General features: G+C 63.2%; 21 protein-coding genes and 1 pseudogene. 11 read left to right on the top strand and 11 right to left on the bottom strand.

The window, feature by feature from the left end:
* Nucleotide 1: 1 nt before the first annotated feature.
* The 6 genes from ACV7JP_RS05805 to ACV7JP_RS05780 all read right to left on the bottom strand — a co-directional run bounded on the left by ACV7JP_RS05805 (nt 2) and on the right by ACV7JP_RS05780 (nt 7,551).
* The gene (locus tag ACV7JP_RS05805; protein WP_457798274.1) at nt 2-1,285 is read right to left on the bottom strand and encodes an urea ABC transporter substrate-binding protein; all 1,284 of its coding nucleotides are present in this window, start codon (nt 1,283-1,285) and stop codon (nt 2-4) included.
* A 437-nt stretch (nt 1,286-1,722) separates the two neighbouring features.
* Entirely contained in the window at nt 1,723-2,106 is a 384-nt protein-coding gene (locus ACV7JP_RS05800) for a hypothetical protein (RefSeq protein ID WP_457798273.1), read from the bottom strand.
* Nucleotides 2,107-2,116: 10 nt separating this feature from the next.
* Nucleotides 2,117-4,630: a cytochrome c oxidase subunit I gene (gene ctaD, locus ACV7JP_RS05795; RefSeq protein ID WP_457798272.1), complete on the bottom strand. Its 2,514-nt coding sequence runs from the start codon at nt 4,628-4,630 to the stop codon at nt 2,117-2,119.
* 94 nt (nt 4,631-4,724) lie between these two features.
* Nucleotides 4,725-5,717 (bottom strand): cytochrome c oxidase subunit II, encoded by a 993-nt coding sequence (locus ACV7JP_RS05790; RefSeq protein WP_457798271.1) that lies wholly within the window; start codon nt 5,715-5,717, stop codon nt 4,725-4,727.
* Between the two features lie 5 nt (nt 5,718-5,722).
* The gene (locus ACV7JP_RS05785) at nt 5,723-6,865 is read right to left on the bottom strand and encodes a c-type cytochrome (protein WP_457798270.1); all 1,143 of its coding nucleotides are present in this window, start codon (nt 6,863-6,865) and stop codon (nt 5,723-5,725) included.
* Entirely contained in the window at nt 6,865-7,551 is a 687-nt protein-coding gene (locus tag ACV7JP_RS05780; RefSeq protein WP_457798269.1) for a cytochrome c oxidase assembly protein, read from the bottom strand. The genes ACV7JP_RS05785 and ACV7JP_RS05780 overlap by 1 nt, the downstream gene beginning before the upstream one ends.
* A gap of 29 nt (nt 7,552-7,580) precedes the next feature.
* On the opposite strand from ACV7JP_RS05780, the pseudogene ACV7JP_RS05775 reads away from it, so the two are divergent.
* The 3 genes and pseudogenes from ACV7JP_RS05775 to ACV7JP_RS05765 all read left to right on the top strand — a co-directional run.
* Nucleotides 7,581-8,303, top strand: a pseudogene (locus tag ACV7JP_RS05775) (Csu type fimbrial protein); the annotation flags it as partial.
* The gene (locus tag ACV7JP_RS05770; protein WP_457799041.1) at nt 8,228-8,419 is read left to right on the top strand and encodes a spore coat protein U domain-containing protein; all 192 of its coding nucleotides are present in this window, start codon (nt 8,228-8,230) and stop codon (nt 8,417-8,419) included. The pseudogene ACV7JP_RS05775 and the gene ACV7JP_RS05770, both read left to right, overlap by 76 nt.
* Before the next feature lie 104 nt (nt 8,420-8,523).
* Nucleotides 8,524-8,757 carry a hypothetical protein gene (locus ACV7JP_RS05765; RefSeq protein WP_457798268.1) on the top strand — a complete coding sequence of 78 codons (234 nt, stop codon included), beginning with the start codon at nt 8,524-8,526 and terminating at the stop codon, nt 8,755-8,757.
* Nucleotides 8,758-8,811: 54 nt separating this feature from the next.
* Here ACV7JP_RS05765 and ACV7JP_RS05760 read toward each other — a convergent pair whose 3' ends face one another.
* Nucleotides 8,812-9,468, bottom strand: a complete 657-nt coding sequence (locus ACV7JP_RS05760) for a TetR/AcrR family transcriptional regulator (RefSeq protein ID WP_457798267.1) — start codon at nt 9,466-9,468, stop codon at nt 8,812-8,814.
* 97 nt (nt 9,469-9,565) lie between these two features.
* Here ACV7JP_RS05760 and ACV7JP_RS05755 point away from each other — a divergent pair, with 97 nt between their 5' ends.
* The 7 genes from ACV7JP_RS05755 (at nt 9,566) to ACV7JP_RS05725 (ending at nt 19,695) form a co-directional block, all read left to right on the top strand.
* The gene (locus tag ACV7JP_RS05755) at nt 9,566-11,563 is read left to right on the top strand and encodes an FUSC family protein (RefSeq protein WP_457798266.1); all 1,998 of its coding nucleotides are present in this window, start codon (nt 9,566-9,568) and stop codon (nt 11,561-11,563) included.
* Nucleotides 11,560-11,769 carry a DUF1656 domain-containing protein gene (locus ACV7JP_RS05750; RefSeq protein ID WP_457798265.1) on the top strand — a complete coding sequence of 70 codons (210 nt, stop codon included), beginning with the start codon at nt 11,560-11,562 and terminating at the stop codon, nt 11,767-11,769. The genes ACV7JP_RS05755 and ACV7JP_RS05750 overlap by 4 nt, the downstream gene beginning before the upstream one ends.
* Nucleotides 11,766-12,695: an efflux RND transporter periplasmic adaptor subunit gene (locus ACV7JP_RS05745; RefSeq protein ID WP_457798264.1), complete on the top strand. Its 930-nt coding sequence runs from the start codon at nt 11,766-11,768 to the stop codon at nt 12,693-12,695. The genes ACV7JP_RS05750 and ACV7JP_RS05745 overlap by 4 nt, the downstream gene beginning before the upstream one ends.
* 232 nt (nt 12,696-12,927) lie before the next feature.
* Nucleotides 12,928-13,419: a 3'-5' exonuclease gene (locus tag ACV7JP_RS05740; RefSeq protein WP_457798263.1), complete on the top strand. Its 492-nt coding sequence runs from the start codon at nt 12,928-12,930 to the stop codon at nt 13,417-13,419.
* A 217-nt stretch (nt 13,420-13,636) separates the two neighbouring features.
* Nucleotides 13,637-15,205 (top strand): tetratricopeptide repeat protein, encoded by a 1,569-nt coding sequence (locus ACV7JP_RS05735; RefSeq protein ID WP_457798262.1) that lies wholly within the window; start codon nt 13,637-13,639, stop codon nt 15,203-15,205.
* A gap of 255 nt (nt 15,206-15,460) precedes the next feature.
* Nucleotides 15,461-16,615, top strand: coding sequence for an efflux RND transporter periplasmic adaptor subunit (locus ACV7JP_RS05730; RefSeq protein ID WP_457798261.1), 1,155 nt, complete (start codon nt 15,461-15,463; stop codon nt 16,613-16,615).
* A complete protein-coding gene (locus ACV7JP_RS05725) occupies nt 16,612-19,695 on the top strand; it encodes an efflux RND transporter permease subunit (RefSeq protein ID WP_457798260.1) in 3,084 nt (1,027 codons plus the stop codon). Before ACV7JP_RS05730 ends, ACV7JP_RS05725 begins: the two co-directional genes overlap by 4 nt.
* Nucleotides 19,696-19,705: 10 nt before the next feature.
* Here ACV7JP_RS05725 and ACV7JP_RS05720 read toward each other — a convergent pair whose 3' ends face one another.
* The 3 genes from ACV7JP_RS05720 to ACV7JP_RS05710 form a co-directional block, all read right to left on the bottom strand.
* The gene (locus ACV7JP_RS05720; RefSeq protein ID WP_457798259.1) at nt 19,706-20,881 is read right to left on the bottom strand and encodes an acetate/propionate family kinase; all 1,176 of its coding nucleotides are present in this window, start codon (nt 20,879-20,881) and stop codon (nt 19,706-19,708) included.
* 173 nt (nt 20,882-21,054) lie between these two features.
* The gene (locus ACV7JP_RS05715) at nt 21,055-21,441 is read right to left on the bottom strand and encodes an HU family DNA-binding protein (RefSeq protein WP_457798258.1); all 387 of its coding nucleotides are present in this window, start codon (nt 21,439-21,441) and stop codon (nt 21,055-21,057) included.
* A gap of 185 nt (nt 21,442-21,626) precedes the next feature.
* Entirely contained in the window at nt 21,627-22,583 is a 957-nt protein-coding gene (locus ACV7JP_RS05710) for a helix-turn-helix domain-containing protein (RefSeq protein ID WP_457798257.1), read from the bottom strand.
* A gap of 198 nt (nt 22,584-22,781) precedes the next feature.
* On the opposite strand from ACV7JP_RS05710, the gene ACV7JP_RS05705 reads away from it, so the two are divergent.
* Nucleotides 22,782-22,979, top strand: coding sequence for a hypothetical protein (locus tag ACV7JP_RS05705; RefSeq protein ID WP_457798256.1), 198 nt, complete (start codon nt 22,782-22,784; stop codon nt 22,977-22,979).
* A gap of 47 nt (nt 22,980-23,026) precedes the next feature.
* Here ACV7JP_RS05705 and ACV7JP_RS05700 read toward each other — a convergent pair whose 3' ends face one another.
* Entirely contained in the window at nt 23,027-23,503 is a 477-nt protein-coding gene (locus ACV7JP_RS05700; RefSeq protein WP_457798255.1) for an NUDIX domain-containing protein, read from the bottom strand.
* Nucleotides 23,504-23,608: the final 105 nt, after the last annotated feature.

The raw sequence follows: 23,608 nt of genomic DNA, 5'->3' as shown, positions 1-23,608 counted from the left end.
ATCAATTCGCCTCTGTCGGATTGGCCCAGCGGCCGCCCCATCGGGTGTACATGGCGGTCAGAAATTCATTCCACTCCGTCTTGGTGCGCGACGGCGGATAGGGAACCGGACGGATAGGCCGGTTCACTGTCCAGACCACTTCGATCTGGCCGTCGGGTCTGATCTTGCCGACCGAGAAAGATCGCCAGCTGTGCTGGGTGTAAGGGTCGACCGAGACGAGGCCTTCTGGCGCGTCGAGCGTCTCCGTCAACATGGTCCTGCGGACTCTTTCGACGTCGAGCGACTGCTCCTCCTGAACCGCCTTCGCCCAGAGTCTGACACTGAAATAAGAGGTCGCGATCACATCGCTGGTGACGCGGTTGTCCCCGTATTTTTTGCGAAAATTCGCGACGAATCGTTCATTTTCAGGGGTTTTGATCGCCTCGAAATAATTCCACGCGCTGTAATGGCCTTGAAGGCTGCTGATCGGCAGGCTGCGCAGTTCTTCCTCGCCGATGCTCACGGAGACAACGGGCAGCTTTTCAGCGGAAAGACCGGCGTCGGTCAGCGCCCGATAAAAGGCCTTGTTGGAATCGCCGACGACCGAACTCAACACCACGTCCGGCTGCGCCGCCTTTATTCCTTCGACCGCCTTGGAGACATTGGAGCTCCCGAAAAAGATATAATCTTCGCCGACAAGATCCGCCCCCAGCGCCTTGATCGTATCTTTCATGATTTCATTGATGCTGTGCGGCCAGACATAATCGGAGCCGATCAGGTAGAACCTTCTGCCCAGATGATCGAGGCTCCATTTGATGGCGGGAATGACCTGCTGATTCGGCGCCGCGCCCGTGTAAATAATATTGGGAGACTGTTCGAGGCCCTCATAGGCCATCGGATAGACCATCAGTTGCTGATATTTCTCGATCACCGGCATGACGGTTTTCCGGCTCGCCGAGGTCCAGCATCCGAAAATGACCGAGACCTTTTCCTCGACAATCAGCCGCTCGGCCTCTTTTGCGAAGATTGGCCAGTCGGACTTCCCGTCTGCGATGACCGGCTGTATTTTCCGACCCAAGAGGCCGCCTTTGGCGTTGATCTCTTCGATCGCCAGCAGTTCCGCGTCGACCATGGAATTTTCGCTGATCGCCATGGGGCCGGAGCGCGAATGCAGGATCCCGACTTTTATGGGCGCGGCTTCTGTAAAATGCGCAAGACCCCACCAGGACGCCGCGCCCAAAACGGCGAGCGCCGTGGCCACGGAAAAGATGACTCTCGGCGCGCCAAAGGAAGCCTTGGGGGCCATGCGGGACGTCCTGTTTATTGGAATGAATGCGCGGGACAGAGATTTGCCGACATGTTAGGCGATCGCGCCGTTGCGAACTAGACGAGGGGCCAGTCGCGCACCGGGAATTTTTTAAACCATCGTTAAAAAGCGTAATCTTCGCCGGCTCCTTGCGCTAGAACTTTGTTCTGCGGGATTGGGGCGAAGCGGTCGATTAGACGAGTCTTGCCTCGCGCGCTGTTTGCGACCGCCTCGAAGAGGCCCAATCAATTATTGACAATAAATTCAGGGTGATGAAATATAGAATCGAACAATGAAAGAGTTCACAATGGGAAGCCGCGTTAACCGATGGATCACAGTCAATATTACGGTAGCGGCGCCCGTGAATTTATTCTGTTGGAAAAACGCAGGCCCGCCAGACGCAAGCGCGGCAGCAAACGGGGAACGAAGTCGTGCGCCTAGCGCAATGGCTCGCAGGCATTGATGAATCCCGCGGCGGCCCCCGCCCACAGGACGCCCCCGGCGGAAAGAACGATCAGCAGCGTCGACATGTCGTCTAGGAATGTTTCCGCGATCCGTTCCGCCTGGCTGCGTTGGCGGGAAGCGCTGCGCCAGCGGGCGACGAAGAATCCGGCGAGGAGAGCCAGAGCGCCGATCGTGAGCAGCGTGCTTGCGGCGAGCGTTGCGCCCGCGCGGTCGGGCGGCCGAATGTCGATGACGCAGAGCACGGTATGGATCGCGTAGAGGAGCGAGAAGTGGACCGCCCATAGGATTGGACCAAAGAGCGCCCGAAAAAGCGCCTTGGCAAGCGAACCCTCGTGTCGCGCCGATGTTTCCGTCACGGCGGTCCCCTCAGTCGACGACCCTCGGAAAACCGTGGGTCAGCAGCAGGCTGAACAGAGTTTGTCCGGAGGCGTAGTAGGCAAGCAGCGCGGTGTTGTCGAAGGAGACGCGGCGCGCGGCGTCCAGCTTGCCGACAATCAGCCGCGCGAGCACGAACACGCTCATGAGCGCGACCGCGAATGCAAGCTCGCCGTTGAGAATGGCGGCCATATAGACCATCGCGCCGTAAGCGCTTTCCGTGGCCCGCAGCCCGGCGAGCCAAAGGCCCGCGACGTCGGCCGCGACCGAGCCCAAGAGACTGGCGCTCCCGACGATAACCAGCAGCGTCGTCCACACGCCGGCATGTCCGGGACGGGGCAACAGGCGGCCCGCCAGCGCGAATGACGCCGCGCTGAAAATCGCGAGCGCCGAGGCCGCGGCCGGCCAGCGCAGAGGAGGGAGCGCATGTCCGCCCGGCCAGATCTCGGGATGAACCGTCCATAGATAAAGATAAGAAAAGGCGTAGGCGAGATAGAGCGAGGCGGCGACCAGCATCAGCACGACCATCGCCCACCACGAATGGGACGAGGGACCTGTCACATAAGTGGGCGCCTTAAGCCCGCCGCCGATCGCGATCGCGCCTTTCCCCGGACCGGGATCGAGCTCCCAGACCCATACAAAGCATGCGACGATTGCAGCGAGCCCGCAGGCGAGCGCCGGCGCCACGGCCTTCACCGTGAGCAGGAGAAAAAATGCGGCGGTAAAGACGGCGGCGAAGAAATGCGCCCAGCCGGGGCCCGGCATCAGGATGACATATTCCGGCTCGGCGTAGATCGGCGAGGTGACGATCGTTTCCCGCCGCCCGGTCGGCGCATTGGGAAGATAGTAAGCGCCGGCCTCGACGTCTCGCGCAAGGCCCGGCTGATCCCATAACGGTTCGCGGCTGGAGACGTAAGGAATGCTGCGCGTCGAATAGACATCCGTCGGTAGCCATTCAAGCGTGCCCGCGGCCCATGGGTTGCCGGTCGTCACGGCGCTTGGCCTGAATCGTATCGCAAGATCGATCACGAAGAGCAGAACGCCCGCCGCGAGCATGAAAGCGCCGATCGTGGAAACGAGATTGAGATTATCCCAGCCCAGCGCGTGAGGATAGGTCCAGACCCGGCGCGGCATGCCCATGAGGCCGGTCAGGTGCATCGGAAAGAACGCGACGTTGAAGCCGATGAACATCAGCCAGAAGACCGCTCGCCCCAGCCGCTCCGACAGCATGTTGCGGCTGACCATGGGCGCCCAATAGTAAAACGTCGCAAAAAGCGGAAACACCATGCCGCCGACGAGCACGTAATGGAAATGCGCGACGACGAAATATGTGTCGTGGACCTGCTGATCGAAAGGAACGAGCGCGACCATCACGCCCGTCAGTCCGCCGATGACGAAGATGAATAAAAAACCAAAGGTGAACAGCGACGCCGTCGTGATCCGGAAACGCTCGCTCGAGGCGATTGTCGCAATCCAGGCGAAGACCTGGATGCCGGACGGGATCGCGACCGCCATGCTGGCCGCGGAGAAGAAGCCGAGGCTCAACGCCGGCAGGCCCGTGCTGAACATATGATGCACCCACAGACCGAAGCTGAAGAAGCCCGTCGCAATCAGCGCGACGACGATCAGGCGATATCCCACGAGCGGCGTACGGGCCATGGTCGGAACGATCATCGATACGAGACCGGCCGCAGGCAGGAAGATGATGTAGACTTCCGGGTGGCCGAAGAACCAGAACAGATGTTGCCAGAGCAGCGCGTCGCCGCCTTTCGCGGCGGTAAAGAACGGCCAGCCGAAAGACCGCTCGATCTCAAGCAGCATGGTGGCGAGGATCACCGCCGGAAAGGCGAAGACGATCATCGCGGCGAAGATCAGCATCGACCAGGCGAAGATCGGCATTTTGTCGAGCGACATGCCGGGCGGCCGCGTGCGCAGGGCGCCGACGATGATCTCGATCGCGCCCGCGATCGCCGATATTTCGATAAAGCCGATGCCGAGCAGCCAGAAATCGGCGTTGTCGCCGGGCGAAAAGGTCGTCAAGGTCAGCGGCGGATACATGAACCAGCCGCCATCCGGCGCGAGATCGTAAAAAATCGTTGAAAAGAAAACGAGCCCGCCAATGACATAGGCCCATATGGCGAAGGCGCTCAGACGTGGAAAGGGAAGATCGCGCGCGGCCAGCATTTGCGGGAGCAGAATGACGCCCAGCGCCTCTATGGCGGGCACGGCGAAAAGGAACATCATCGTCGTGCCATGGACGGTGAAGATCTGGTTGTAGACCGCCTGCGAGAGAAAGCGATTGTCTCCAACGGCGAGCTGCGCGCGCATCAGCAGCGCGAGGACGCCCGCAAGGAGGAAGAATAGAAAGGCCGCGCCCATATAGAGCAGGCCGATCGAGGTGTTGTTGACGGCCGTGAGCCTCTCCAACCCGCGCGGAAGCGCCCAGATGCGCTCAAGCTCTTCAAGTTCGCCCGGAGGGCGTGGAGTCTCATTGGGAAGATTCACGCGGGAACCTGCATTTTCGGGCGCTCGCGCCCCTCCGAGGGGCGCCGCCATTGTGGCAGGTAGAGCGGCGGCTTACGCGCTCAAGCGAGGTCTGCTAGCGAAGGCCCGCAAGATAGGAAGCCAGCGCGTCCAACTGGCCTTGATCGAAGATGCCGTAGGCGGGCATCAGATTGCCGGGCTTGATGCGCTGATTGTCCGCAATCCAGCGGGCGAAATCCGCCTTGTCGACGCCGAGCGTGGCGGCTCCGATCGAGGTGCGGCCGCCGATATGCGTGAGGTCGGGCCCGAGCTCGCTTGCGGCCGCCGCGCCCCGGATCGTATGACAGGCATTGCAGCCGCCCGCGAAAAACAACGCCTTGCCTTGCCGGGCAAGGGCGTCGGCGGGCTCCCGCGCCGGCGCCGCCTCGCGTCTGAGCCATGCCTGAAACTCTTCCAGCGTCGTAACGACGACGTTGAACGACATAAGGGCGTGAGCGCCTCCGCAATATTCCGCGCATTGGCCCCGGATGATCCCTGTCTTTCGGGCGTTCAGCGTCATCACACTGACGCGGCCGGGAATCATGTCGAGCTTGCCGGCAAGCTTCGGGACCCAGAAGCTGTGAATCACGTCGCGGCTCGTCAGTTCAATCTGAACGGGCCGACCGGCCGGAATGCGCAATTCATTGGCTGATACGATCGGCCGATCATGTTCGTCCCGATAGGTGACGAGCCACCACCAGCGCCGCCCTTCGACGGCGATCCTTACCGGTCGCGCGTCTCCGCCGTCCGGACCGCCGGAGCCGGTCTCGATAAAGCCGTAGGCCAGCAGGGCCGAGAGCGTGACGATGGGAAAGACGACGCCGGCCCCGATCAGGACCGGCTCACGCGCCAGCCATCGGCGCCACGGGAAAGGCGCAAATAACGCCAAGCCGGCAAGGAAGATCAGGACGATGAAGATAGCGCTTCCGCCAATGGCCATCGCCCAAAACAAGAAGGCGGCGCGTTCCGCGTGCAGGCCTTCGGGCGCAAGCGCGGACTGCACGCCCTCGCAGCCGGCTGCGGACAGCGCGGCGGCTGCAAGGAGAGCGGCGTTTATTGCCCGTCGCATCGGCGTCAGCGACGCACGGGGCGCCGCGCCGGCGGCGCCGGCGTCTGGGGCGGAGACGGCTGAACGCTGGCGAAATAGCGCGTCACGCTTTCGATCTGCTCCTCATTTAATCGAGCCGCGATGACGGCCATGATGCTGCTCTGAACCGATCCCGTTCGCTGACCGCTCTTCCAAAGGCGCAGTTGACCTGCAAGATAGCGCGCGCTCTGTCCGTCGAGACTTGGGAATGTCGCCGCGCTCGCGCCGCCGTGGCAGGCGAGGCAAGGCGGGACGCCCGTTTCGAGGTCTCCACGCTCCGCAATCTTTCTGCCTTCTCGTATCCTCGCTTCGTCGGCGGGGGCGCCGCGCATATGCGGCAGTTCGGAATAATATTTCGAGAGCGAGGCGATGCTCTCGCCGTCCAATTCGGCCACGACGGGCCGCATGACGCCGCTCGCCCGCCTGTCTTCCGCGTAATCGCGCAGCGCCAGCTCCAAATATGCGCGAGATTGGCCGGCGAGCTGGGGGACAAGCCCGCTCGCCGCTCCGGGCGCCGGCGGGTCGTGGCAACGGCTGCATTGCGAGAGCGCTTCGGCTTCGGCGCCATATTCCGCAATTTCGCGCCCGCTCCGCGCGGGAAGCGGCAATCCCCCCGTCGACAGCCGGGCATATTGCTCCGCGGTCATCGTCGGCAGCACGCGCAGGAATGCGACAAGAGCCCATATCTCATCATCGCGGGCTATGTCCGGCCAAGCCGGCATTCCGGTATATTTGAGCCCATTCCTGACGATCCAGAATAGCTGAGCCGGCGTCCATGCCGGTACGGCGCGAATGAGATCCGCGGGCTGCGGCGACATGCTCGATGCGATGGGATTGCGCGGCTGTCCCGGGGCGGCGTGACATTGCGCGCATCCGCCGAGATAATGCGCGGCGCCGAGCGCGACCAAATCCGGATCGTCCAGCGATGGCGGCGCGCGGATCAGGAGGCTCTGCGTCTCGATCGACCGGCGCTTGGCGAAGTCCAGGAGCCAGTAGGTGACGGCAAAATGCGGCTTGCTGGCCGCCACGTCGTATAGGCCCGACGCCACAACCAGAAAGACGCCGACGCCGGCGGCTCCGAGCGCGCCCGCCGCGCCCGCAAAGAAGCGCCAGCCCGTCGAACCGCCCATCAATAGGTCCCAGAGGTTGGCATAGGCGGCGAGTCGAGCCGCGAGGCGCGCGCTTCAATGAAGCGCAGCCATTTCGAGGCTGCGCCGACAGCCGTCAAAAGATAGCAAAAGGGGCAAGCCGCCAGCATCATCAGCCCGGCCATATGCTGGTCGTCGAGCGCGTCGCCGCTTCCGCCGCCGGCTCCGCGGTCGATGAGACGCGGCGCAAGAAGCAGCAGCGCGCCAAGGAGGCAGGCGAGCTTGCCGGTGATCGCCAGCGCAAGAACGCCGCGCCAAAGCGCCGCCGCCGCGAGCGAGAGGATGGCCAGCCAAAAAACGAACGCCGAGGCGAACAGCGCCATGTGCATGGCGGCATGGGCGATCGGGCGGTTTTCCACGCCCGCAATGACTCCGGGCGCATGCCAGGCGTAGAGGATGGCGATTTGCAGGATTGCGCCGGCGGCAAGCGCGCGGCCCCAGCCGAAAACGCCATGCAGGAAGCCGCAACGCGCCGCGCCGAGCGCCATGATCGGCGCGAGCGCGTTCATCACGAAAATGTGAGCCGCCATATGCGCGCTGCGGGGGCCGGAAGCGGCGCTCCAAAAGACGAAGAGCGCAAGAACGAGCGCAGTGGAAAAAGCGATGCTTGCGCCAAGCGTTCGGGATTCTCCGCAATCCGCACCAAGCTGCGCCGTCTCGATGGGCATTCTCGCGCGCCTCCTGAAACTCACCCGCCATGACGCACATGCTATTTGGTCGGGGCGCGAACCGCGTCCAGTCGGCGTCGGCGCGGGATTGTCGCCAGCGCCGAGCCGCCGCTCGCCGCCACAGCCGCGTATTCGCTCCGGCGCGACGCCGAAACGCCTGTCTGAATCGCTCTCGCCTTTTTGTGAATTCAACCGCGTCGCCTATGGCTTCGATCCGGCGCAACCAATCCCGCCGGATCCAACTTCTCTGGGCGGGGGACGGCGGAAGCCCGATCGTCATCGATTTCCCGCTCTTCATCGGCTCCGTCACCAGACATGCGACCTTGTACGGGCAGGTCTATGCGGGACAGCAAAGCGTTCCGGTGGGCTCGTACGCCAGCCATTTCGGCTCATCCGACGCGATCATTCAGTATGGCCTGCTCTCTCTGGTCAATTGCAATCTTCTCACCAGCACCGCCAGCACGACATTCGACGTCACGGCGAGCGTCGCGCCCAACTGCTCCGTCACGGCGAATAATCTCAGCTTCGGGACATTGGGCGTATTGAACGCCGCGGTGGATGGCGGCACGACGGTGTCGCCGCTCTGCACGAATGGCACGCCATTCACCATCGGCTTGAATGGGGGGCTTTCCTCCGCGACGGATCCCACGCAGCGCAGGATGACGAAGGCGTCCGAATTCATATTATACGGCCTTTACAGGGACGCCGCGCGCACACAGCCTTTCGGCGATACGGCCGGCGTCAACACGGTCAGCGGGACAGGGTCCGCCTGGCGCAATCGGCGCCGGTTTACGGACGCATTCCGCCTCAAACGACGCCGTCGTCGCGCGTCTACGCCGATACGATCGTCGTTACCCTGACGTTTTGAAACGCTACGAGAATCCGAGCGGCGCCCGAGCTGTGAACAAGGAGCGCTTTCTAGCGGGAACTACTTAGGCCTCCACCGGGTTTTGGCGCAGGGAGGACGTGAACATGCGGCCCGTCATCTCCATCAACAAAGAACATGAGCAAACCCCGCTATTGATCCAGCGTGAGGTCGGCATGGCGGTGCGGCTATCTATCGAGGCTGTCACCCGCGAGCCATTGCCTGAGCAGATGGCGTTGTTGCTCCTGCGTTTGGCCTTGGCCGAGTCGCTGCATGTCGCACTGGCGAAGGAACTGGACGAAGAGGCGCAGAGCGCCTTGAGTCGCTGGGTGGAGGCCTGAGGCGCCGGCGAAAGCAGTGATAGAAAAAATCGCGTGCGTAAGGAAGCGCGGCCCTCACGGCTCGAAGAGCAGATCGAGATTGGCCTGGAAGAGCGCGCCGATATCGAGGGGCTGGGACCGATCGAGCAAGCCGTTATGCACGATGCCGTACCAGATCGGCGCGATCAGCAGCTCCGGGTGATCCGCCAGCGCGTGGGACTTCAACTCTCCGTCCTCCCTCGCGGATTTCACCAGATGACGAAGCTGGTCCAGAAGCGGGTCGAACATTTCGCGACGATAGATTTCCACGAGCACCGGGAATCGCACGCCCTCCGTCAGGACAAGCCGCGCGAGAGCCGCGCGACCCTGCCGCTCCACCGCTTCCATTGCGGGCGACATGGTGCGTCTGAGAAACGCGCCCACTCTTTCGCCCGGCGCCCGGTTGGCGACGTTCACATCGACGACCGCGCTGGCGATCTCCTGCCGAACCACGGCTTCGAACAAAGCTTCCTTCGTGGGGAAGTAGCGATAGGGCGTGCCCTTTGCGACGCCCGCCCGCCGCGCGACCGCCTCCATGGTCGTGCTTGCAAAGCCCCTTTCCAGGAACTCCGCGAGCGCCGCTGAAACGATCGTGCGGCGCGTCTGCGCCGTCTTTTCGCCGCTCGGGCCTCTCTTGCGCGATTGAAGCTTTGCCGTTCGGGACTCGCTTTGCCGCGGATGGGCGACCGCCATCCAACTCTCCATCTCTTGACAAGAAATGACTAAGCGGTCATTTTTAGAAAATCAAGGGCTCGACACCGCGACCGCCTTCATCTTCCAAGGGAAAAAATTGCCGCCCCGCCGGGAACATTGGCTTTTCTCCATCCAGGCGCTTCTCGCCGGCGTCCTCGCGCTGGCGATCGCCTTCTGGCAGGATTTGCCGCGGCCTTATTGGGCGCTCGCGACCGTATACATCGCGTCGCAGCCGCTGATGGGAGCGACCTTCTCGAAGTCCTTTTACCGAGCGATCGGAACGCTGGCCGGCGCCGGCGCGGCTATTCTGCTCGTTCCAAATCTGGTGAATGCGCCGCTGGTTCTCGTGCTCGCCGTCGCCCTCTGGTCCGGCCTTTGCCTGTATCTTTCGATTTTGGACCGCACGCCGCGCGGATACGCCTTCATGCTCGCGGGCTATACGACGGCGATCATCGGCTTCCCGGCGGTTGACGCGCCGATCGAGATTTTCGATCTCGCGCTCGCGCGGACGGAGGAAATCCTTGTCGGGATCTTCTGCGCCGCGCTGGCCTCGAGTCTTCTTTTTCCGCGCAGCGTCGGACCGGCTGTCGCGGAACGCGCGGCGCTTTGGCTTGACGAGGCGCGAGCGGCGGCGCGCGACGCCCTGCGCGAGACCAATGCAGGCGTGAGAGAGGCGCATTGGCTGCGACTTGCGGGCGATACGGCGAAAATCGAATCTCTCGCGGAGCATCTGCCCTTTGAGGCGGCCGCAGACCGCGCGTCTCTCCCGCTGGTTCAGAGCCTTGTTCCGCGCATGCTCATGACATTGGCTGCGATCTCGGCGATCAGGGATCTGACGAACGAACTAAGCGGGCTCGGCGGTCCGTCGCCTCGAATGGCGTCCTTGCTGGCGCGTGTCGAGGCGGCGCTCGCGACCGACGCCGCCGGCGCGAGCGCCGTAACGCCGGACTCGGTCGATGCAGACATAAAGGCTTTGAGCGGCGTCGCATCGTGGCGCGCGCTCGTCGAGTTGAACTTTGCCGTCCGGCTACGCGATCTCGTCGCGCTCTTCACCGACAATAACGCCCTTGCGGGCGCTCTCGCTTCCGACAGGCGGAGCCTGGACATTCCTCTCGCCTTCCCGATCGACGCAGACGCATCGCGCGTTCGCCACGACGAGCATGCCCGGGCGCTGATCGCGGCCGCGACGCTCGCATCCGCGCTCATCCTGTGCTGCGCGTTTTGGATCCTCACGAGCTGGCCGGATGGGGCCGCCGCCGCGATGATGGCGGCCGTCGCCGGCAGTCTTTTCGCGACGCAGGACGACCCCGCGCCTTCCATCCGGAAATTCGGGGTTTGGAGCGCCGTCGCCGTCGCCATTTCGGGCGTCTATGTGTTCGTCATTCTTCCCAGGGTCCATAGTTTCGAGACCCTCGCGCTTGCTCTTGCGCCAGCTTTGCTCGTCTTCGGCCTGCTGATCGCGGAGCCGAAGACTTTCGTGATCGGCATTGCGCTTGGCATTCTCATGCCGACGACCATGGCGCTGCAGAGCGCCTATGACGTCGACGCCAAAGCCTTCCTGAACACCGGCCTTGCAATGATCGCCGGCATGGCGGTCGCGGCCGCTACGACGGCGGCGTTGCGCGTGGCCGGCGCCGAATGGCGTCTTGCGCGATTCCTTCGGGCGAATAATCGCAGCCTCGCGGAGGTCGCCAATATACGGGGCCGGCGCAACGACGCCTATCTGCTCGGTATGATGTTCGACAGGCTGTCGACGATCGCGCCCATCGTTCAATCCGCCGACGAGGATATGCCCGATGCGATGCGGCAGTTGCGGGCTGGACTGAATATGGTCGAAATCCGCAAGGCGCGCGCCGATCTGCCGCATAGCGCCCGCCGACGACTCGACGCGGCCCTGTTGCGCCTGAGAAGAAGCTGCCGGCGGCATGCGCCGTTGGATCAGCGCATGCTCGAGTCGCTCAATCGCGCCATTCAAGCCCTGCGGCCCGACGCGCCAGCGGACAGGATGGCGCTGCTCGCGCTCGTGGGTCTGCGCCGATGCCTGTTCCCCGAAGCGGCGCCCCTTCAGATCGCCAGCTCAGGAGGAGATCCGTGAACGCGGAAGTCAGTTTCCTCGGGCTTTATGCGCCGGGCCTTCTCGTCTGCGCGCCGCTCGCCTACATCTTCGCCTCCCTGGTGAGGACGGCGCTTAGCGCTTCAGGAATTTACGGACTCCTCTGGCATCGGGGCCTGGTCAACCTCGCTGTCTTCGTCTGTCTCCTTGGCGCATTCCTGCACTTTCTTTCGGGGGCCTCGTTATGAAGGAAGCGATCGCGAGATCCTTCGGGTTTCTATTCACCGCCGCGTTGACGGCGGCGGCGCTCTTCGTCGGCTGGCGCCTCTGGGTCTATTACGAAGAGGAGCCCTGGACGCGCGACGGGCGCGTTCGCGCCGAGGTCGTCGCCGTCGCGCCCGACGTCTCCGGCCTTGTGAGCGATGTGCTGGCGCATGACAATCAGCGCGTTCGAAAGGGCGACATTCTCTTTCGCATCGACCGGAAACGCTTCGAGCTGGCGCTGCGCCACGCCGAGGCGACGCTCGCGGGCCGCGCCGCCGCGCTCGAGGTCGCTTCGCAGGACTTCAGGCGCTATCGCGCGCTGGACGCAAAAAACAACATCGCCGTTTCAAAGCAGCAGTTCGAAAATGTGGCCGGCCAGCACGGTCAGGCCCAAGCGGCCTATCAGCAGGCGCTTGCCGAGCGCGATCTCGCCCGCCTCAATCTCGAGCGCTCGGATGTCCGCGCCTCGGTCAATGGGCCGATAACGAATTTCGAGCTGCGGCCGGGAAGCTATGTGACCGCCGGCAAGGCGGTCGCGGCGCTTGTCGACGAGGACAGCCTTCACGTGGACGGCTATTTCGAGGAGACCAAGCTTCCCATGATACATGTCGGCGACCGCGCCGCCATGCATCTGATGGGCGAACGGCAGGCGCTGTTCGGCCATGTCGAGGGGATCGCCGCCGGCATCGAGGACCGCGACAGAAGCAGCGGCGCAAATCTTCTGGCCAATGTGAACCCCACCTTCAACTGGGTGCGGCTCGCTCAGCGCATTCCCGTCCGGATTGCGCTCGATCGGCCGCCGTCGGACGTGCGCCTTGTGGCGGGGCGGACGGCGACGGTCGTCATTGCGCCGGACAGGGAAGGAAACGCCGTCTTCTCCTTGTTTGGCCGACCCGGGACGATTCGATAGCGACGTTACCGGGGAAAGCAGGTTCGATCCGCGCGGATCGCCGGTCTGCCGCCAGCGCCCGATTGCGCGGGCGAGCGTCGTAGCCCAAGAGAACGCCTCGCTTCGCCCGAACCGCGCAGCGACGGCTTCTTGCGGCCGTTCCTTTCCGCTTGGGCGGCGAATCGGGCGCCCGCGCGCTTGACAGATATTTTATTATAAGGCTTTTCAGACCCATAGCTGAAGCATGTCGGGAATGGTCGTGAATTTCGTTTCGATTGATTTTGAAACCGCGAATGACGCTCCCGACAGCGCCTGCTCAATCGGGCTGGCAAAGGTCGTCGCCAGCAAAATCGTTTGCAAGGAAGTCCATTTGATAAGGCCGCCATCCAGGCGATTTCAATTCACCCACATACATGGGTTGACATGGAAGGACGTATCCTCGTCGGAAGATTTTGGCGCGCTTTGGCCACGACTTGAGCCTCACCTCCAGGGCGCGGACTTTATCGCGGCGCATAACGCTTCATTCGATAAGCGAGTGCTGCAGGCTTGTTGCGCGACCTATGGAATACGCGCGCCCGGCCTTCCCTTTCGTTGCGTGCAAATCGCCCGAAATCGTTGGAACATTTATCCTACTAAGCTTTCAGACGTTTGCAGGGAGCTCAAGATCGCTCTCAATCATCACGAAGCGCTGTCGGATGCGCTGGCTTGCGCGCAAATCGTAATCGCAGCCGGTAAACGCGGGTAATGCTGAATCGCATCGCGACTGCTTCAAAGGAGCGACGGCTCAATGACCTCCGGCCCTGCCCCGCAGGCCCAAAGCGCCATACGCCGCGGCGCAACGCTTTTCAGGCGGAGCGCCGGAACGTCATCGAGCGTGAGGATTGAATCCGCGATAAATTCGCTTGCGTAGGCCAGGGCGGCCGATAAATATTTCCACTCGCCTTTCCGAATATGGGATTGAGATGGATCGAACGCAGACAGCTTCATCTTTGATCGTCGAAGCGCGAAACGCGCGGGGCAGGGATTGGCCGAAGGCGATTTTTTGCGCGGCGAAGCTGCGCAGCGACTTTCCAGATAATCCCGCGGGCTATCGCCTTGGCGCGGTTTACGCGCGCGAGCTCGGCCAATATGAGGAAGCGATCGCGATCCTCGCCGAAGGGGCGTCGCATTTTCCCGACCAGGCATGGGTGACGGTTGAACTGGCGTGGACGGCGTGGGCGCGTCGAGACCTCCGCGGAGCCTTTGATCTGGCCGCAAAATTGCGAGACGCATTTCCCGGCGATCAAACCGGATATCTCCTCGGCGCGCTCAGCGCCCGATCCCTTTCCGAGCTTGACGAAGCGCTTACGATCCTGGTCGAGGGCGCCTCGCGGTTCCCCAAAGAAGCATGGGTGACGGCTGAGTTGGCCCGGACCGCGCATGCGCGGGGAGACTTCCTTGAGGCGATGGATTTAGCGGCCGAGCTACGTAGCGACTTTCCGGAAGATCCATCCGGGTACCGCATCGGAGCGATACTCCTGCGCTCTCAGAACCGGCTTGCCGAGGCCTTGCCAATTCTTCGCGAGGCGGCGCTCCGCTTTCCGGCTCAAGATTGGTTTCGAACCGAGTTGGACGAAGTTACGCAGCTCGACGCCAACAGGGCGGAGGCAGGAAAACTAAGCGATATCTTCCGTGGCCGGACAGACGCTCTTTTAAAGTCGGTTATGCGGCCGTCGTCATGTCGGCGCGTTGTCGTGATTGTGGGCATGCACCGCGCCGGCACGTCTCTTTGCGCGCGAATAATCGAACGCCTCGGAATTAAACTTGGCGGCCCGTTGCAGCCGCGAGACTCCTTCAACGCCGATGGCTATTATGAGCTTATTCCAATCGTAAATTGCCACAATGAGCTGCTGCGCGCCTCGGGCACCACATGGGATACGATTCGGATCGTTCGCCCCTTTTCGCACAGGGAGACGCCGGAGCAGATCAAGGACCGGCTGAAGCGGATCGTTTCGGACCAACTGGAAACGGCAAACGGCGTGTGGGCGTTCAAGGACCCGCGAACCACTCATTTTCTTCCCCTCTGGAAGGAAATTTTCTCGGAAATGGATGTGGAGCCGATCTGGCTTCTATGCGTTCGCGATCCCCGAGCCGTGGCGGCTTCGCTCCTGGCGCGAGACGGTCTTCCTCTTGAGCTCGGGGAACTGTTGTGGATTGAACACTATCTCGACGCATTGCGTCATCTGGGATCGGAGATTAGGGGCGTCATCCATTATGACAAGTGGTTTTCCGCCCCGCTTGATCAGCTTGGCGTCGTCGTGAAAGCGACCGGCGCCATAGCCTCGCAACGGGACATGAAGGAAATCGCCGGAACGATAAAGGCTGACCTTAGACATCATAAAGCGGTCACGCCTTACACGTTCGAAATTGCGGAACAGATTCATTCCTGGCTCAGGCAGGATGCGCTCGATTTACAGAATCTGAAGAGGCGGGCGTGGCGCTTGTTGAGCGGCATGGAAGCGCTGGTCCGTTCACATTCGACATCCGTTTGAACGCTTGGGTAGTTGCAACATACTGAAGCCGCGCTTGCGAATCTTGGGGCTCTCCCGTTTGCGTTGGACGTCGGAGCATTGGCGAGCGGACTCGAGGCGAGAACGCAGCCGCATGGTCGCAAAAGGACCGCCGCTCCGCCATGCGATCGCGACATCCGGTTGCCGCGCTCCGCGGCGAAATGTGACGGCGCGAGGCGGCGCGCGCTTAATCCGCCCTATAATTGAGTAAAGGATCGACGCTTTAGCTGAGCCCTTATGCAAGCTTGGAAGACTGTCGCGCTCTTTGGCGGCTTTCTGGTCGCGCTCGGCGCCGCTTATCGGCTATGGCCGCGCGAGAATGCGAGGCCGGCCGGCCCCGCGCCTCAAGCAATCGCCGTTACCGCCGCCACGACGGCGACGGCGGATGTGCCTGTCTTCTTGCGCGGCCTCGGCACGGTGACGGCTTTCAACACGGTCGCCGTGCAAAGCCGTGTGGTCGGCAATATCGTTCGGATCAATTTCAAGGAGGGGCAGGAGGTCAGGCAGGGCGACACGCTTGCGGAGATCGATCCGCGTCCTTTTCAGGCCGTGTATAATCAGGCCAAGGCGACGCTCGCCCGCGATCAAGCGACGCTCGTCAGCGCCCGCAAGGATCTCGCGCGCTACGCGAAACTGCAGAACGGCAATTACATTTCCCAGCAGCAGTTCACCCAGCAACAATCGACTGTCGCGGCCAGCGAGGCCACAATCCAATTGGACGAAGCGGCGGTCGAGGCCGCCAAGCTCAATCTCGATTACTGCTCCGTGAGATCGCCGATCGGCGGCGTCACCGGGCTGAGGCAGGTCGATATCGGCAATCTGGTGCAGGCGAACAGCCAGACGCTCGTCATTGTCACGCAAATCAAGCCGATCTACGTCGTCTTCACCCTGCCTGAAGCCGAAACGCTTCGCGTGCGCACGGCGATGGGCCATGGAACGCTGACCGTGCTCGCATTCGATCAGGCCGATCGGCGGGAGGTCGCGCGCGGCGTTCTCAATCTCGTGGACAATCAGATCGACCAGACGACCGGCGCCGTGAAGCTCAAGGCGCAGTTCGCAAATGCCGACGCCAAATTATGGCGGGGCCAGTTCGTCAATGCGCATCTCGTCGTCGAGACGGTGAAGAACGGCGTGACAGCCCCGAGCGTTGCGATTCAATCCGGCCCGCAGGGCAGCTACGCTTATGTGATCGGGCAGGACGGCGCCGTCGAGATGCGGCCGCTCACCGTGGTGCAGACGGAACGTGAAACCGCGTTGATCGGATCGGGGCTGCGCGCCGGCGAAAAGATCGTGACCTCCGGCTATTCGCGGCTCGCGCCGGGCATGCGCGTGGCAGTGAAGGAGGAGGCGCCCGCCGCCGCGGCGGAAATGCCCAGGGCCGCAGCCAGGTGAATATTTCCACGCCCTTCATTCTGCGTCCGATCGCGACCTTTCTGCTTATGCTCGCCCTTCTGGTGGGAGGCGCCGCGGCCTATTTTCTCCTCCCCGTCGCGGCGATGCCGGAAATAGAGTTCCCGACGATCGTCGTCACCGCCAATCTCCCCGGAGCCGACCCCGAGACAATGGCCAGCTCCGTCGCTCAGCCTCTGGAGCGGCAATTCGCGGCTTTGCCCGGGGTCAACCAGATCAGCTCGACGAGCATCCTCGGCTTCACGCAGGTGACGTTGCAGTTCGATCTTTCCCGACAGATCGACGGCGCGGCGAGCGACGTTCAGGCGGCCATCAACGCCGCGCAGGGGAATCTGCCGAAAAATCTGCCAACGCCGCCGACCTATCGCAAAGTCAATCCGGCGGACAGCCCGGTGATCATTCTCGGCCTCACCTCGAAGGCGCTGCCGCTCGAAACGGTCGATCAATATGCCGATCTCAATATCGCGCAGCAGATCGCGGTAATGTCGGGCGTCGGGCAGGTGCTGATTTTCGGCCAGCAGACCTATGCGCCGACGATAAAGGTGAATCCCGCCGCGCTCGCCTGGCGCGGCGTCGGTCTCGACAATGTCGCGAGCGCCGTTTCCGGAAGCACCGCGCAACTTCCGGTCGGCTCCCTGCAGGGAAGCGAGCGCGCGTTTCAGATCGGCACCAATGGCCAGTTGTTCAATCCGGAAGACATCGGCCGGGTCATCGTCGCCTATCGCAACGGCGCGCCGGTGCGGCTCAATCAGGTCGCGACCGTGGCGGTCGGGCCGCAGGACCCGTTGCAGGCCGGCTGGGTGAAGCTCGAGCGCGGAGAGATGATCGGCGTGTGGCGTCAGGCCGGCGCCAACACGCTGGATCTCGTCGACGCGATCAAGGCCGCCTTGCCGCAGTTCAGGCGCGGCGTACCGGCGAGCATCGAGCTTTCCGTCGTCAGCGACCGCTCGGTCTCGATCCGCGAAAGCTTCGCGGACGTGCAGTGGACTCTCGTCGCGGCCGTCGTGCTGGTCATCATCGTGATTTTCGCATTCCTGAGAAACTTCGGCGCGGCGGCGATTCCAAGCGTAACCGTGCCTTTGTCGCTGGTCGGCACATTCGGGGCGATGTATCTGCTGGGCTACACGCTCGACAATCTCTCGCTGATGGGTCTGACGCTCGCCGTCGGCCTCGTCGTGGACGACGCGATCGTCATGGTGGAGAATATCTACCGCTATCTGGAGAGAGGCCACGATCCCGCAAAGGCCGCGATTGACGGCGCGCAGGAGATCGGCTTCACCATCGTTTCGATCACCATCTCGCTCATCGCCGTCTTCATTCCGATCCTCTTCATGAGCGGCATTGTCGGCCGGCTGTTTCGCGAATTCGGCGTCGTGGTGTCGACGGCCGTCGCGCTTTCCGCGCTTATCGCGCTGACTCTTTCGCCGATGATGGCGTCGCTTCTTCTGCGTAATCCCAAAGAAGCGCGGCATGGGCGGCTTTACAATCTGAGCGAGCGCGCCTTCGACCGCATCGTCGCCTATTACACGCGCGGCCTCGATTTCACGCTTCGCCACCAGCCGTCGATCATGACCCTCAACATCGCCCTGATCGCGGCCTCGGGCTGGCTGTTCTATTCCATGCCGAAGGGCTTCTTTCCGCAAGAAGACACCGGCATCATCTTCGGCGTCACCCAGGCCGATCAGGATATTTCTTTCGACGGCATGGCGCAGCGCCAGCAGAGGGTGGCGGAGATCATCGCGCGGGATCCGGCGGTGGAATCCTTCGGTTCCTTCATTGGCGGGGGCGCCAGTTCCGGCATGAACACCGGACGCTTCTTCATTCAGCTCAAGCCTTATGGCGAGCGCGAGGCCAATGCCGACGCGGTTATTCAGCGGCTGCGCGGCGAGTTCGCGGATGTGCCGGGAGTCTTGACCTTTTTGCAGTCCATCCAGAATATCCGCATCGGCGCGCGCCTGACGGCGACGCAATATCAATACACGCTTCGAGACCTCGATCTGGCGGAGCTGAATGACTGGGCGCCGCGCGCGCTCGCCAGAATGCGAACGCTTCCCGGGCTTCTCGACGTCGCCAGCGACCAGCAAACCGGCGGTTCGCGCTTGATGGTCAATATCGACCGCGACGCGGCGGCGCGGCTCGGCGTCAACGTTACGGGCATTCAGCAGACGTTCTATGACAGCTTCGGCAAGCCCTTTATCGCGCAGCTCTACGGATCGACCAACACCTATCGCGTCGTTCTCGAGGTCGAACCGCAATACCAGACGGAGCAGTCGGCGCTGTCGCGCATATATGTGAGCAATTCCGATGGAAAGCTCATTCCGGTGCGGCAATTTGCGACGCTGCAGCCCATGCAGGCGCCGATTGCGATCAATCATGAAAATCAAGTGCCGGCGGTGACCATCTCCTTCAACCTTGCGGAAGGCGTCGCGCTTGGCCAGGCCGTCGCCAGGATCGAGGGCGCCATGACGGAGATGGGCGCGCCCGCCTCGCTGCAGGGCTCGTTCTCGGGCGCGGCGCGCGAATTCCAGCGCTCGCTCTCCACCCAGCCGCTCCTCATCGCGGCGGCGCTCTTCGTGGTCTATATCGTGCTCGGCGTTCTGTACGAGAGCTTCACGCATCCCGTCACCATTCTCCTCTCGCTGCCGTCGGCGGCGATCGGCGCGCTGTTCTTTCTCAATCTATTCGGCTTCGATCTGACGATGATGGCGATCATCGGCCTGTTGATGCTGATCGGCATCGTGAAAAAGAATGCGATCATGATGGTCGATTTCGCGATCGAGCGCATGCGCGGCGAAGAAATGTCGCCGCAGCAGGCAATTCATGAAGCCGCGATTCTGCGCTTCCGGCCTATCCTCATGACGACGATGGCGGCGATTTTCGTGACGCTGCCGCTCGCCGTGGGCGTCGGCGCCGGCGCGGATCTGCGCCAGCCCTTGGGCGTTGCGGTTGTCGGCGGGCTCATCGTTTCTCAGGCGCTGACCATCTTCACGACGCCGGTGACCTATCTTTATATGGAGCGAATCGGCGAATGGCTGTCGTCAAGATTCGGGCGGCGCGGTTAGATCTTCGCGGTCATTGCGAGCAGGCGACGCGCCAGACGCAGCGCGCGATCTGCAATTCTTCATTGGTGGGGACGACGTAGACGGCGACGGCGGATTGCGGGGGGGAAATTCTCAGGCTTCCGGCGCGATTGGCCGTCTCGTTCAGGGCAATCCCCAGCCAGGCGCAGCCGGCCGCGACCTCGGCGCGGGTCGCGGCGTCGTTCTCGCCAATGCCGCCGGTGAAGACGATGGCGTCGAGACCGGCGAGCGCCGCCGCCAGCGAGCCGATCTCGCGCTGAATGCGATAGACGAAAAGCGCGATCGCCTCGCCGGCCTCGGGCGCGGAGGAAGCGCGAAGCGTCCGCATGTCGGAGGAGACGCCCGAGACGCCGAGCAGGCCTGATTTGCGATAGATCAAATCCTCGAGCTGGCGCGCGCCCATGCCGTACTGGTCGATCATATGCAGCAAGACGCCGGGGTCGAGCGCGCCGCAACGCGTCCCCATCATCAGCCCGTCCACGGCGGTGAAGCCCATCGTGCTCGCGACGCTCTTGCCGTCCTTCATGCCGCAGAGGCTCGCGCCATTGCCGAGATGCGCGACGATGACCCGCCCTCGCGCAATTTCGGGCGCGATTTCCAGAAGCCGTCCCGCGACATATTCGTAGGAAACGCCGTGAAATCCATAGCGCCGCACGCCCGCCTGCGAATATTTGCGCGGAATGGCGAAGGCCTGCGCGAGCGGCGGCTGGCTGGCGTGAAAGGCCGTGTCGAAACAGGCGACCTGCGGGAGCCGCGGATGTTCCGCCAGCATGGCGCGAATCACCGCGAGATTATGGGGCTGATGCAGCGGCGCCAGGGGGATGAAGGCGGCGAGCGTCTGGAGGATCTCGGCCGTCACGGGCAAGGGCGCCGAAAGCGCCCCGCCGCCATGCACGACGCGATGGCCGACCGCGACGATGTCCTTGCCGCCCAGCCATTGCGCGGCGATGCGCATCATTGTCCGGGTCGCGGCGGCGTGATCGAAGCCTTCCGCCGGCGGGCTTTCGCTCAGGACCGTTTCGCCCTCCGCATTCGATAGCTTTGCATGCGGCGTCGCGCCAATGCCTTCGATCAGTCCCCTGAGACGGAGGACGGGATTCGCTGCGGCGTCGAAGACCGCGAATTTGATGCTGGACGAGCCTGCGTTGACGACGGCGATGCTGGACATGTCGTATCTCCGTCAGGCTGCGATTTGGCGCGCCGCCGTCATCCTGCAACGGCGCGCCGAGCCAGGAAAGGAATTTTCGGGCCGCCGCATCCTATCGCCGCCAGCGCGAGAGCGCGCAATCGCGGCGCAAGCGAGACGAGCGTCCCGCTCATCGGGCGGCGCGCGCCGGAGCGTCAGCCCTTCACGCCGACGCGGCCGATATTTTTCGCGATCGCCGCCTTCAAATAGCGGGAGGGGCGGAAGCTGGCGACCCTGCGGGGGAGGACGATGGCGAGAGCGCCGGTGCGCGGATTGCGGCCCGTGCGCTCTTTTCTCTCGACGAGCACGAACTTGCCGAAATTGCACAAAGTGACGTTTTCGCCCGAAATCAGAGCAGTGGAAATTTCTTCGAGGACTTCGTCGACGAGCGCGCCCGCGCGGGTTTGAGGAAGGAAAGAGCAGGCCGAAGCGACCGCCCGGGCCAGTTCGCGTCTCGTTATCGTGCGGCTGGCGCGGGACTTTTTGGCCTTGCGCAAGAATTTATTAGAGCTTTCATAGGCTTGTTCGGCTTCTCTGAGCATCGCCCCGCACCTGTCTCAATGCAAATATACCTAGCGTATTTCTTCTTGCCGCGTTGAATCGTCGACAGTTACACAGAATAGGGGAATGAATTCATCTTTGTCCTTAGCCATTTTGCGCAAAGCGTAGCTGCCGGCGGCGCGCGCCGGGACCGTCCGGACCCATTCCGCCCGATCGCGGGCGCGATCTAGCCGCCGGCCGGCGCGTCATCCGGCGCGGTCGAAGGCAAGAACCCGAACATGTCCCGGTAATGCTTCGAAAACCGGCTCAAATGGAAGAATTCGTGGATCCGGGCGACCTCGCCGACGCCAAGCTTCGGCGCCCGTTTCAAAGCCGCTTGGGCCTGTTGGAGCCGGATCGCCCGCTTCAGCGCGACATAGCCGAGGCCGAATTCCTCTTGCAGGGCGAGCTGTATGCTGCGTCTCGAACTATTGAGGCGTTTGGCGGCGTCGTCCAGGGAGAGCTTGTGCGCGCCATTGGCGGCGGGCGGCTCCCAAAGCAGCTCCTCCACGGCGAGCGCCAATTCGCGCCGGCGCCCGGCGCTCAGTCCGGGTATGAGCAGCCTGGCGGAGAGGATCTGGCCGATGAGCTTGGCGCTTGTCGCGATGATGTCCTCGGGCGAATCGATTCCGCCGTCGATGGGAGAAAGCAGGCGGCGCAGCTTCTCCCTGAGCGCGCCAGCCTGGGGCGTCAGCGGATAAATGAGCGTCTCCAGGCCGAGGGGGCCGCTCAGGCGCTCCAGCAGGCGCGGCGCGGCGGCGTCGGGGACGACGCGCCGCGCCGTCGCCTCTGAAAAGCTCACCACCGTCGCCACGCCGGGAGCCGAGGTCGCGCTGTCGAAACGCGCGCCGCCATAGGCGACGCCGACAAAGGCGTTGCAAACGCGGTTGCCGAGGACGCGCATGTCCGGCGTTTCGAAAAAGGCGATCTTCAGCGCTCCTGGATCGAAGACGTCATGGACGCGGATCGATCCGGCGAAAAGACGCAGCTCCTCGACGGAGAGACCGGGGGCGATCTCGGCATGCTTGCGGACGGCGCGCATCCGGCCCGGGCCGAGCTGGTAGACGCGCGGCCGCCAGCCCGGCGGAAAGGTCCGGCCCGGTTCAAGATGGCTTGCCGAGGTCAACTCGAATCGTCCGCTCATATTCGGGTCCATCTTCGGTCGGATTCCGATAAATGGCAAAGCTTTCGCCCCTTCGCCACAAATCTTTCCGCGCCCGCCCGCGAGATGGGAGCTCGCGCGGGGGGGGGGGGGAACCGACATTCCTTCGGCGACGCTGGGCTTCGCCCCGAGACGCCCCAAATTCCGCGCATTGACGGTTCTCTCGCCGCGGAGACGCCCATGCGCCGGCCCCGAGTGTGGCGGAACGCCATTTTCGCGCTCATCGCCCTTGGCCTGGCGTCTTTCGCCTGGAGCAATCGCTACGGGCCGTCCGCTTCTCCCTATTTCCACCGCAACCGCCTCACCGGGGCTGAATGTCATCGGGGCGTCGAGTGCTGGGTTCCGGGCGCCTCGCCCTGGCGCGCGCCCTCGCCTTAAAGCGCGCTGCGAAAAGTGGGAGCCGATTTTCGCATACAGCGCGCGCTCTATGTTTTTGGAGTCGATCGCGCGATGTGGGCTCTGAGCGCGGCAAGGATGGGACGCTGTCCCTTGACGATCTTCGTCTCGGCCTCGGCGAGGGTGAACCAGGCCGCCCGATCCACCTCCGGAACGTCGATGAAGCGCCCGGATTTCGGGGGCCATTCAAGCCGGCAAAGATTGCTTGAAAGGTGAGCGGGATCGAGGTCGCCCTCGACGGCGAAGGCGAGGACGGTCTTGCCGCTCGGCTGCCTGAAGGCGCCGAGCGGCGTCATCTCGCCCGCAAGCGCGACGCCCGTCTCCTCGAGGAATTCGCGTCGGGCCGCGTCGCGCGGGTCTTCCTCGACGTCGATCTCGCCCTTGGGGATGGACCAGGCGCCTTCGTCCTTCTTCGCCCAGAACGGCCCGCCGGGATGGGCGAGCAGCACCTCGACGCCGCCGGCGCCTCGACGGTGGAGAAGGACGCCCGCGCTTCGCCTCGCCATGCTCAATCTCCGCAGGATGACGGCTTCCCAAAATTTGGCGCGCGCGTCGGGCGGTCGGTTCCCATTTTTTCGCCGCGCGCTCCAACTCCGCGTCAGAGGCCGGAT

Source organism: Methylocystis sp. S23 (assembly GCF_054106005.1).
This window is presented reverse-complemented; position numbering and strand designations above follow the sequence as displayed.